This window comes from Natribacillus halophilus (genome assembly GCF_900100185.1).
GTDB classification, from domain to species: domain Bacteria; phylum Bacillota; class Bacilli; order Bacillales; family Marinococcaceae; genus Natribacillus; species Natribacillus halophilus.
Genome location: NZ_FNEN01000034.1, coordinates 1 through 10,625, shown reverse-complemented (window position 1 = coordinate 10,625; position 10,625 = coordinate 1). Strand labels below are relative to the sequence as shown.

Sequence of the window (10,625 nt, the reverse complement as noted above, 5' to 3'; positions counted from 1 at the left end):
TGGAAGTCGTCGGAGAGATTGACGGTTGGTATAAATTACAACTGGATGATGTCAATGGACCGACATACGTGAGCGGCAGTTATATCACGCCCGAAGAAACGCAAGAACTGACCGAACCCGAATACAGTCACGGTGTCGTGCAGTCCTCCTATTTGAACGTACGTAGCGGTCCCGGTACGGACCACGAAACGATCGGGGGGCTGGAAGACTACACGAGAGTAGAGCTGGAAGGCGAAACCTCGGATGGTTGGTACCAGATCAGTGGTGAAGGTTTCAGTGAAGAAGCGTACGTCTCCGGGGACTATATTGTTCCGGTTACTATACCGGAGGAAGATGTTGGCTATGTAGACGCGAATATTTCCCTAAACGTTCGTGAAGGCCCCAGTACCTCTTATGATCAAGTCAGTTCGATCCCACGCGGGGAACAAATCGATATCGTGGGTGAAATTGACGGTTGGTATAAGCTCCAGCTGGAAGATGTCAATGGCCCAACTTACGTCAGTGGCAATTTAGTTACCTTTGAATCTTTTACTGTTGGTTATGTCGATGCAAACGTATCCCTAAGAGTTCGTGAAGGTCCCAGCACCTCTTATGATCAAGTCAGTTCGATCCCGCGTGGCGAGCGAGTCTATATAGTGGGTGAAATCGACGGTTGGTATAAGATTCAGCTCGAGGGTGTCAGTGGACCGACATATGTAAGCGGGAATCTGGTAGAGCTTTTTGAGACATCTGATAATGAGCACGTTGCCTATACAAGCTACGATGTTGTGTTTGAGGAAGCTTTATCAACACAAATGAATGGTTCACCGCAGATATCCTCTGCACTTGGCGGGTTTCAAAATGCCAGCGAGTCTGAGGTAGCGCAATATCTTAACCCCAGTAATAACGATAGGTTTCAACACCTTTTATTAACCGAAAGTGTCGGGGTTTCAGCCGGCCAGCTCAATAATGTTTTATCTGGATCCGGGATCCTGGACGGTATGGGACAACCCTTTATTGATGCCGGAAATGAGCATTCGGTGAATGAAATATACCTCATTTCACATGCTTTATTGGAAACAGGGCATGGGACATCTAGATTGGCGACCGGGATTGAAGTAGGTACAAATGGCAATGGTAATGCACAAGTCGTTACTTCCGGTAATCGAAGCAACTTAAGCAATATCAGAACAACGTACAATACGTTTGGGATTGGTGCAGCTGATGCTAATCCGGAGACACTCGGAGCCATATACGCCTATAATCAGGGATGGTTTTCTCCGGAAGCAGCTATAATCGGTGGTGCAGAGTTTATTTCGCAAAGATATGTTCACAATGATTATAATCAAAATACGCTATACAAGATGAGATGGAATCCTGCGAATCCCGGTTTTCCACAATATGCCACGGATATTGGGTGGGCTGTCAAACAAGTCCCGCGCATGGAAAGCTTATATGAACAACTGAATAATCCTGACTTATACTTTGATATCCCTGAATATCAATGATCCATGGCTCCGGCTCACCCCGGAGCCATTTAAATATCCATATGCCAGTAATAAATGTCATCACCTTGTAGAATTTATGCACATTTTGCAGTTTTCTTTTGTGTCCATTTTTGGTATGGTTAGGATGTAGAATGAATGGTTCCATACATACATACATACGATAAGCGATATCGTAAATTTATTTCGGGTAAGAAGCGGGAGAGGTATAGAATGCCTGATAATAGTGGATCAAGGAATCATAAACTCATCATTCTCTTGGGGGATCTCGGCTGTATATTGGCGGCTTATATCGTTGCCTTCTATATACGGTATGGAGGTTTTCCACAGGAAAACTGGGAATCATTTGTGGCTTTATTGCCATGGATTTTGTTAATCGGTTTATTTTTTATCTCTGTATATGAACTTTATGCTTTAAGTAGAAAAAATACAATTTGGGATGTCCTTTTGAAAATTTTCGTTGCGGTCAGTTTTATGGCTTTTCTAACCATGGCAGCTTCTTACCTGTTTAGAGAGTTTGCCCTGCCACGGTCGATTATATTAATCGCCAGCATTTTGACGATTTTATTCATGGTCTTTTGGAAAATGTCTTATCTCAAGTTGATCCGGCGCAACGTGGTCGGCAAGGTTCTTCTCATCGGTGACGGAGAAGAAGCGAAAAAGATGATGGACAAAGCGACACATCCGATGTTGAAGGGGACACGTGTCAGGCATATTCCCACCGATACGCCGATAGAGCTTATTAATCGTTATTTTCGGCAAGTGGACTATGTGCTGCTGTGTCCGAATATCAGTAAAGAAGAGAAATCGCAGATCATTTATCATGCCATGGAATGCAATAAAGTGGTATATGTTATTCCAACTCTATATGAATTGCTTATGCAACGGTCCCAGGTGACGCCGCTTGAGGATACGCTGGCCATGTCCGTGAAGCCGTTTGGCTTGACGTGGGATGAAAAATTGATCAAGAGAACCTTTGACATCGTTGCGTCAGGGGGAATGTTGCTCGTGGCTTCTCCGCTTTTGTTATTGACGACCTTGCTGATTAAGCTGGAAAGCCCACGAGGGAGCATCATTTTTAAACAGGAACGGCTCGGTCAGAATGATCAGCCTTTCATGATGTATAAATTTCGTTCCATGATTGAAGAGGCGGAAAAAATAACAGGCCCTACGTTGGCGACAGAAAATGACGACCGGATTACAAAAGTCGGCAAATGGATTCGCGCGACGAGGCTGGATGAACTCCCGCAATTATATAACGTGCTAAAGGGAGATATGTCATTGGTCGGACCGCGGCCGGAGCGTGCGTATTTTATAGAACAACTTGCCAAACAATATTATCATTACAGCTATCGCAATACCGTTAAACCCGGGATTACCGGTTATGCCCAGATCATGGGCAAATACAGCACGGAAGCCGATGATAAATTACGGTTTGATTTGTATTATATCCGCAATTACAGCTTCTGGTTGGATATAATTATTTTGTTAAAAACGTTCATGGTTTTATTTGATAAGTCGAAAACTGAAGGCGCGGAAAACGAAGAGGAAGAAGAGGAACGCTCGTCTTCCATCGAGAAAAAAAAGGATCCCACCTTTGATAATCGATAAGCGAGAGGGTATGAAGGATGGAAAAAATACTTGTCACGGGGGGCGCGGGCTTCATTGGCTCACACGTGTGTGACCTTTTGATTCACCAGGAGAAACAGGTGGTCATTGCTGATAATATGAGTTCCGGGAAGCACGAACATGTGAATAACATGGAACTTTTTGAAGTTGATATTACAGACGCGGAAAAGTTGGAAGAGCTTTTCCGGCTTCATGATGACATTGACGGGGTCATTCATTTGGCAGCCCAGAGTAAAGCACCTACGTCAATAAAAGCGCCCCAATATGACGCTAATATCAATATCAATGGTACGATCAATGTATTGGAACTCACCAGGAAATACGGGATTAAACACTTTTTATATGCCTCTTCAGCAGCGGTTTATGGCGATCAGCAAACGTTGCCCATCACCGAGGATGCGCCTGTAGAGCCGCTCTCTCCGTACGGCGTTTCCAAATATGCCGGCGAGGCGTATGTGAAAGCTTACAGCCGCATGTACGATCTAAATGCGCACGTATTGCGGTTTGCCAACGTGTACGGTCCAAGGCAAAGCGCGGATACGGAAGCAGGGGTGATCACCATTTTTATCGAGCAATTGTTGAATGGTGAACAACCCGTCATTTACGGAGATGGCAAGCAAACGAGAGATTTTATTTATGTGAAAGATGTGGCATGGGCGGTCGTTACCTGTTTGTGCGGGCAACAGACGGCTGCGGTGTATAATGTTAGCTCGGGAGAAGAGACGAGCATCACAGACCTTTTACATGACATGTGTGCCCTTTTGGATAAACCATATCGCCCTCAGTACGGGGAGATAAGACCTGGAGATATTGAAAAGAGTTATTTGGACAACAGCAAAATAACGAAGGACTTTCTGTGGCAACCAGTAACCACGCTCCGGGACGGATTACGTGATACCATCAGACACGCGAACGCCTGAAATTTTTATAAAAATCACCTTGCATTCATCATAGGGACATGCTAAGATGGTTTTTGTCACTGACAGAAATACATACGGAGGAGTACCCAAGTCCGGCTGAAGGGAGCGGTCTTGAAAACCGCCAGGGGCTTAACGGCCCGCGGGGGTTCGAATCCCTCCTCCTCCGCCATAAACACACCACAGACCACTTGGAGAAGCGGTCTTTTTTTGTTCTTGGGAAGAATATTGATTGGACAATGCAAAAGAGATACGATGGAAGCGACGCTTCGAGAATTTTGAAAAACCATACGTTCATTAAAAGGTAATAAACATTGATTTAATTAACAAAAATCTGCTGATTGGCCCACATACAATGCATGTGGTATACTTTATATAAGAATGCGCATACTATATCCCAAAAGGTGGTGATGGTTTGCGCAAAGGGGAAGGGGATGAAGAAATGGCTTCACTCCATGAGAAAGTAAAAAATAAATCTAAAATAACTGACGAAGAAAGGAAGAAATTGATTAAACGGGCTTCTAAAACCATAGATAAGAAATATGATAAAGCGATGAGAATGTTGAGTAAGAATTGAGTGCAGAATTTCTACGAGTAGACCCAGAAGACGTTAGGTATCTTCATGAAGAGGCGTTAAATGAGTATGGGGGTTCATCAGGTGAAAATGAACCAGGGTTAATAGATTATATGTGCGAAAAGCCTTTTATGGTACTCTTTGGCCAAGAAGCCTATACAAATGTTTTTGCAAAGGCAGCTGTGCTTTTAGAAGGATTCGCAACACATCAGTATTTTTCAGACGGCAATAAAAGGACAGCTGCCAAAAGTTGTCTTACCTTTTTAGCGATTAATGGATATGAATTATTGGTTAGCGACGTGGAGCTTTTTGAATTCACTCTTAGAGTAGCGGAAAAAGCAGTAGAGATAAAAGATATAGAATTATGGCTGTGTCGCAACACACAAGAAAGTTATTTTATGTTTAAATAATAAACCTATTGAGGGAGTATCATGAACGTTTGTTGTAATCTTTCTCATCTTTCTGTAAGGTTGTAACTTAGAGTTGTGCGTAGATGTGTTGAGCAAGTATCTGAATATGAACAGAAACGTGCCCGTGAATTTATCATAATGACGAAAAGAACCGTGCAGCTCTCAAAAATGAGTTGCTTTTTTATATTAAAGAAAACTTGGCTTATCGCCAAGCCGTATAACCAACATATGTCACGATTATACTTTTTGCGCTAAATCAGTTGTTTACATGATAGATGGTGGCGGTATGCTCAGCCGCCATGATGGTTTCTTATCTGCCAAAAAAGGAAGTTTCACATGAAACAAAAAGATGAATTCTATATGGAAATGGCACTTGGGGAAGCTGCTAAAGCCGAGGAGGAGAATGAGGTTCCGATCGGTGCGGTTATCGTATATGAGGGCAGGGTGATCGCCCGCGCATATAACCGCCGTGAGCAGGAACAGCATATTTTCACCCACGCGGAATGCCTGGCGATTCGTGCCGCCAGTGAGATGATCGGTTCCTGGCGGTTGGAAGGGTGTACGTTATATGTGACGTTGGAACCCTGCCCTATGTGTGCGGGTGCGATTCTGCAATCGCGGATCCCGCGGTTGGTTTTTGGCGCGGCGGATCCAAAAGCCGGCTGCGCGGGCACGTTGATGAACCTCCTCGATGACGCGCGCTTTAATCACGTAAGCGAAGTCGTCGGCGGGGTGTTGGAAGACGAATGCAGCGAACGGTTGTCATCTTTTTTTCGAGATTTGCGTACCAGGAAGAGGAATTGAGTAAAAAAAGATCATCATCGAGGATGTTCCGGCTGAAGTTTGTGAACAATGCGGGGAACATCCTTATATGGAAAAAGGGCAATAACCATCGATGATAATATACCCGTTGATTTATAAAAGGCTATGATTTATACTGAAATATGCCGTGCTAAGCGGGGAGGTAGCGGTGCCCTTAACTCGCAATCCGCTAGAGCGAGGCCGAATCCCTTCCCCAGGTTTGCATATTGTAGGGACTGCCCTTTGTAAGTGGTGTTGACGTCCGGGTTCCGCGCAACGGAAACTCGTGAACCCTGTCAGGTCCGGAAGGAAGCAGCAGTAAGCGAGACCTTTCGTGTGCCGCGGAGGCGCCTGGATCGAGCTAACTGCTTAGGTACCGCTTATGATATGCTTATCGAAGGAAGGTGCACGGCATACATATGAGAGGGAACCCAGGCTAGAAGCTTGGGTTCTTTTTTTATCAGCCAAACACCGCTTGGCTCTTTTTATGATAAAATGTACATAAGCAAAAATTCAAAAAAATGAAGAAATCGTTGCAGGACCCTCTACATCGATGGCTGCTATTCTGAAAGAAAGGAGTTAACCGTCATGGATCCCGTGATTCGAAAAGCGGAGGAACGCTTGGAAAAACTAAGCGGCGATGCCGAAACCCGCCGGCTTTATGAAGCGCGAGAAGAGTCCATGCTGGAGCGGAACAGCCTGATTGCGGAAGGCGAAGAAAAGGGTGAAAAAAGAGGCTTGAAGAAAGGAAGAGAAGAAGGCGAGGAAAAGGGTGAGAGAAGAGGTTTGGAGAAAGGAAGGAAAGAAGTAGTATTTAGTATGTTGAAGGAGGGTGTCAAACCAAAGGAAATTGCCCGAATCACTGGGCTGGATGAGGATTGGGTATCAAAGTTGGCCGATGATTACGAAAGTAGGCCGAAATAGAACCCGTAATTAAGAAGGCGAAGCCGAAAAGAACCGTAGCTGGTTCTTTTTTATTTTGAAAAAGAGGGTAGAAAACCGTATAATAAAAATAGTTATGATCGCCAAGGGGGGCTTTTGTTGAGTTATCAAGCGCTTTATCGTGTCTGGCGTCCGCGGCGACTGGAGGATGTCGCCGGTCAAAATCATATTACGCAAACGTTGCAAAATGCGCTTCGCCAGCAAACATTTGCCCATGCCTACTTATTCAGCGGACCGAGAGGCACGGGCAAGACGAGTGCCGCCAAGATTGTTGCGAAGGCGATTAACTGTGAACACGCGCCGGTGCCTGAGCCGTGCGATCAATGTGAGGCGTGCCGAGGGGTTCAGGATGGGTCGGTTGTCGATGTGATCGAAATTGACGCGGCTTCGAACAACGGGGTAGACGAAATTCGCTACATACGCGAGAACGTTATCGCCGCACCACGCGACGTCCGCTATAAGGTCTACATTATCGATGAAGTTCACATGCTTTCTACAGGTGCTTTTAATGCTCTGTTAAAAACACTGGAAGAGCCGCCTCCCCACGCGGTTTTTATTTTGGCGACGACCGAACCCCACAAAGTTCCGCTCACGATCGTTTCTCGTTGCCAGCGCTTTGATTTCAAACGGATCAGCGGGGAGACCATCGTGGAACGGATGAAGGAGATTGTTGCTACAGGTAATATAGAAGTTGAAGAGGAGGCCCTTCATTTCATCTCCCGCGCGGCTGAAGGCGGAATGCGGGACGCACTGAGCCTTCTTGATCAGGCGATTTCTTTTGCAGAAGAAAAAGTGACGGCAGCGGATGTCCATGCGATAACGGGTGCTGTGTCCCAATCTTTCCTTGCTTCAACGATTTCGGCATTGATCGATCGGGATGCTAAAGCGGCGGTGCAGGCGGCTGATGCCTTGATACGGGGAGGGAAAGATCCGCTTCGTTTTATGGAAGACACGATTTATTATTTGCGCGATTTGTTGCTTTATCAGGCGGCGCCGGAGGCGGGCGAGCTTTTGGATCGTGTGCAGGTCGACGAGGCTTTTCGATCTCTGGCAGAGCAAATAGAAAGCGAGTGGGCCTACAAAACCATCGACGCCCTCCACGACGAACTCCGGGAAATGAAACGCTCTTCCCATCCGAAAATTTTTCTGGAAATGGCCTTTATTCATATCTGTCAGCGAGACACCGAACCTTCCGGGCAAGCCCCCGCGAACGATCAGCAAGTTCAGCAGTTGACGGAACAGGTCAAAAAACTTGAAGCGGACATCCGCGCGCTTGAAAAAGGACAGCAGGCCAATGAAAATGAATCGGTCACCACCTCATCGCCGCGCGAACAAGAAGTGCCTCGGGACCGTCCGATGACGTCAAGTACAAGTTCCGGCAACGGGGCGGGAGTCAAACAAGCTCAACAATTACTTTCGCGTGCTTCGAAGGATGAAAGGGTAAAAATCGAATCTCGCTGGGCAAATACGTTGCAAACACTTAAAAACGAAAGTGTACCCGCGCACGCGTGGTTAAACGATGCGAAGCCCGTGGCGGCGACGACGGATGCAGTGCTCCTCGTTTTTCAAAACGAAATGCACCGGGGGATGATCGCCGATAAATTCCGAACGTTGACAGAAAAGGCTATCGCGTCCAACAATGATCATAGTTACCAGATCCTCACGCTTCTCAAACAGGATTGGGATCAGCTAAAAGAAGCATACCGGGGCAAACAACAACAAGCAGCAACAACGGAAACACCGGACGAGACAAACGAGGAAGACCCCCTGATCAGCGAGGCGGAGAAACTTGTTGGCCCGGATTTAGTCGAGATCGTCGACGATCCACAATTAAAGGAGGAAGAAAAATGAAGAACATGAATAACATGATGAAACAAATGCAGAAGATGCAAAAACAAATGCAGGAGGCCCAGGAAGAACTTAAGGAAAAAACCGTTGAAACCACCTCGGGCGGGGGCGCTGTCAAAATCGTCGCTTCCGGAGATAAACGCATCGTTGATATCGAAATTGATGAAGAGGTCGTTGATCCTGAAGATGTCGATATGCTCCAGGACTTAATTTTGGCGGCGATCAACGAAGTCATGGGCAAAGTAGACGAACTGGTGGAACAAGATATGGGCAAGTTTACGAAAGGGATGAATTTGCCACCTGGAATGTTTTAGGAGGATGACGACGCGTGCAATATCCTGCTCCGATATCTAAACTGATCGACGGCTTCATGAAATTGCCGGGTATTGGTCCGAAAACCGCGACCCGTCTCGCTTTTTATGTACTCAATATGAAAGAAGATGATGTACTCGATTTTGCCAAAGCGCTCGTTAACGCGAAACGTGACTTGACCCATTGCTCTTCCTGCTTTTATATCACTGATCAGGATCCATGTATCATATGTAATGATAACCATCGCGATCGATCCGTTATCTGTGTCGTTGAAGATTCCAAAGATGTCATGGCCATGGAAAAAATGCAGGAATACAGTGGGCTATATCATGTATTGCACGGTGCGATTTCACCGATGGACGGGGTAGGGCCCGAGGACATTCGCATTCCTGAATTGATTCAACGACTGCAAGACGACACCGTACAGGAAGTGATCCTTGCTTCGAACCCCTCCATTGAAGGGGAAGCGACAGCGATGTATTTATCCAGAATGATCAAGCCGACCGGAATAAAGGTCACGCGCCTTGCCCACGGCCTTCCGGTTGGAGGCGATCTGGAATACGCCGATGAAGTCACGCTTTCCCGAGCGGTTGAAGGAAGGCGTGAACTGTAGGTCATGGGAAAAAAACAAAAGATAAGAAAAAAAGAAGAAGAACGCCTTTACCAACTCATTAGTCGGCAAAAGGAAAAATGCCAGCGCCAGGAAGAATTATTGGCCAAAAGCATTGATCCAAGTGATGAAGTGTTGACTCAAATGAAGATGGAAGAAGCGAAATATCGTTTTTTGTTAAGAGAAGCCCGTAGGCTAAAAAAGCAAATTTAGAAAAGACTTGTCTTATTTTAGGCAAGTCTTTTTATGTCCGGGCATATGATAGAGAAAAAGCTTGGGAGGCGATAGCTTTGGATCCGGTTCTCACTGTTGCAGCCGTTGGACTTGGTATTGTTGTACTGATGTTCCTCGGCGTCCCCATAAAGAAGCCTTTTAAGTGGCTGGGGAATGGAGCTGTCCGCATCATGGTAGGCGCCCTCGCGCTGTTTCTAGTCAACCTGTTCGGTAATTTGGCCGGATTGCATATGCCGATTAATCTCTTCACATCAGCGGTTACCGGCTTTTTAGGCATTCCCGGTGTATTTATGCTGTTTGCGGTCCATTTACTTGTACTTCCGGGTTAAGGCAAAAATAGACGGTTCCGCCCGTCTATTTTTGCTTTTAAATTTAGAATAAAATGGGAGCGCTCAAAATGCATTGACACTTTCTATATGAAGTGATATTATTTTCAACGTCATCGCATTAATCAGGCCTTCATTAGTATAAAGCCTGAAAAAATCAATCGAAAATGGTTGACATTATAGCCGTGCGGTGATATGATGAATAGTGGCGCTCTCAACAGGGGATGCCGACATTTGCCCTTTGAAAACTGAATGAAAGCCAAGCGTAAGAAGAATGAATCAAGCCAGCGCAACGCACACCCCCGTGTGCGAAGCGGAACTTTTTATGGAGAGTTTGATCCTGGCTCAGGACGAACGCTGGCGGCGTGCCTAATACATGCAAGTCGAACGGTCTAGAGGTGAGAGTTGAGAGGTGAGAAGTGAGCTGTCGTAGACATCGGCAGAGCCGATGTCACCTAAATCCCACTTCCCATTTCCCACCTCTCACTTCTAGACAGTGGCGGCCGGGTGAGTAACACGTGGGCAACCTGCCGCGGAG

At 46.1% G+C, this 10,625-nt stretch carries 12 protein-coding genes, 1 tRNA gene, 1 rRNA gene, 1 other RNA gene and 1 pseudogene; all 16 read left to right on the top strand.

The window, feature by feature from the left end; translation table 11 throughout:
* Window positions 1-1,487 (top strand): SH3 domain-containing protein (locus tag BLS58_RS16845; protein ID WP_176764833.1); only part of this gene is annotated, 1,487 nt, incomplete at its 5' end.
* 210 nt (window positions 1,488-1,697) lie between these two features.
* Window positions 1,698-3,095 (top strand): sugar transferase, encoded by a 1,398-nt coding sequence (locus BLS58_RS16840; RefSeq protein ID WP_090400266.1) that lies wholly within the window; start codon window positions 1,698-1,700, stop codon window positions 3,093-3,095.
* 17 nt (window positions 3,096-3,112) lie between these two features.
* The gene (locus BLS58_RS16835; RefSeq protein ID WP_090400264.1) at window positions 3,113-4,033 is read left to right on the top strand and encodes an NAD-dependent epimerase/dehydratase family protein; all 921 of its coding nucleotides are present in this window, start codon (window positions 3,113-3,115) and stop codon (window positions 4,031-4,033) included.
* A 76-nt stretch (window positions 4,034-4,109) separates the two neighbouring features.
* Window positions 4,110-4,202 (top strand) — tRNA-Ser (locus tag BLS58_RS16830).
* Window positions 4,203-4,445: 243 nt separating this feature from the next.
* Window positions 4,446-4,607: a hypothetical protein gene (locus BLS58_RS17765; protein WP_176764832.1), complete on the top strand. Its 162-nt coding sequence runs from the start codon at window positions 4,446-4,448 to the stop codon at window positions 4,605-4,607.
* On the top strand, window positions 4,604-5,014 hold the full coding sequence (locus BLS58_RS16825) for a type II toxin-antitoxin system death-on-curing family toxin (protein ID WP_090400262.1): 411 nt from the start codon (window positions 4,604-4,606) through the stop codon (window positions 5,012-5,014). Before BLS58_RS17765 ends, BLS58_RS16825 begins: the two co-directional genes overlap by 4 nt.
* Before the next feature lie 336 nt (window positions 5,015-5,350).
* Window positions 5,351-5,818 (top strand): tRNA adenosine(34) deaminase TadA, encoded by a 468-nt coding sequence (gene tadA, locus BLS58_RS16820; protein ID WP_090400260.1) that lies wholly within the window; start codon window positions 5,351-5,353, stop codon window positions 5,816-5,818.
* A 7-nt stretch (window positions 5,819-5,825) separates the two neighbouring features.
* Window positions 5,826-5,903, top strand: a pseudogene (locus tag BLS58_RS18470) (YgiT-type zinc finger protein); the annotation flags it as partial.
* A gap of 58 nt (window positions 5,904-5,961) precedes the next feature.
* Window positions 5,962-6,227, top strand: an RNA gene (gene ffs / locus BLS58_RS16810) — signal recognition particle sRNA large type.
* Between the two features lie 176 nt (window positions 6,228-6,403).
* Complete coding sequence (locus BLS58_RS16805) at window positions 6,404-6,739, top strand: hypothetical protein (RefSeq protein ID WP_090400258.1); 336 nt, start codon at window positions 6,404-6,406, stop codon at window positions 6,737-6,739.
* A 117-nt stretch (window positions 6,740-6,856) separates the two neighbouring features.
* The gene (gene dnaX / locus BLS58_RS16800) at window positions 6,857-8,608 is read left to right on the top strand and encodes a DNA polymerase III subunit gamma/tau (RefSeq protein ID WP_090400256.1); all 1,752 of its coding nucleotides are present in this window, start codon (window positions 6,857-6,859) and stop codon (window positions 8,606-8,608) included.
* Window positions 8,605-8,919: a YbaB/EbfC family nucleoid-associated protein gene (locus BLS58_RS16795; RefSeq protein ID WP_218126285.1), complete on the top strand. Its 315-nt coding sequence runs from the start codon at window positions 8,605-8,607 to the stop codon at window positions 8,917-8,919. The genes dnaX and BLS58_RS16795 overlap by 4 nt, the downstream gene beginning before the upstream one ends.
* 14 nt (window positions 8,920-8,933) lie before the next feature.
* The gene (gene recR, locus BLS58_RS16790) at window positions 8,934-9,530 is read left to right on the top strand and encodes a recombination mediator RecR (RefSeq protein WP_090400254.1); all 597 of its coding nucleotides are present in this window, start codon (window positions 8,934-8,936) and stop codon (window positions 9,528-9,530) included.
* 3 nt (window positions 9,531-9,533) lie between these two features.
* Window positions 9,534-9,740 (top strand): YaaL family protein, encoded by a 207-nt coding sequence (locus BLS58_RS16785; protein ID WP_090400252.1) that lies wholly within the window; start codon window positions 9,534-9,536, stop codon window positions 9,738-9,740.
* A 77-nt stretch (window positions 9,741-9,817) separates the two neighbouring features.
* Window positions 9,818-10,090, top strand: coding sequence for a pro-sigmaK processing inhibitor BofA family protein (locus BLS58_RS16780; protein WP_090400250.1), 273 nt, complete (start codon window positions 9,818-9,820; stop codon window positions 10,088-10,090).
* A gap of 319 nt (window positions 10,091-10,409) precedes the next feature.
* Window positions 10,410-10,625, top strand: a 16S ribosomal RNA gene (locus BLS58_RS16775); the annotation flags it as partial.

Excerpts from the sequence above, each read along its gene's own strand:
- BLS58_RS16840 (WP_090400266.1), top strand. The coding sequence starts at position 1,698 with ATGCCTGATAATAGTGGATCAAGGAATCATAAACTCATCATTCTCTTG.
- BLS58_RS16835 (WP_090400264.1), top strand. The coding sequence starts at position 3,113 with ATGGAAAAAATACTTGTCACGGGGGGCGCGGGCTTCATTGGCTCACAC.
- tadA (WP_090400260.1), top strand. The coding sequence starts at position 5,351 with ATGAAACAAAAAGATGAATTCTATATGGAAATGGCACTTGGGGAAGCT.
- BLS58_RS16805 (WP_090400258.1), top strand. The coding sequence starts at position 6,404 with ATGGATCCCGTGATTCGAAAAGCGGAGGAACGCTTGGAAAAACTAAGC.
- BLS58_RS16795 (WP_218126285.1), top strand. The coding sequence starts at position 8,605 with ATGAAGAACATGAATAACATGATGAAACAAATGCAGAAGATGCAAAAA.
- BLS58_RS16785 (WP_090400252.1), top strand. The coding sequence starts at position 9,534 with ATGGGAAAAAAACAAAAGATAAGAAAAAAAGAAGAAGAACGCCTTTAC.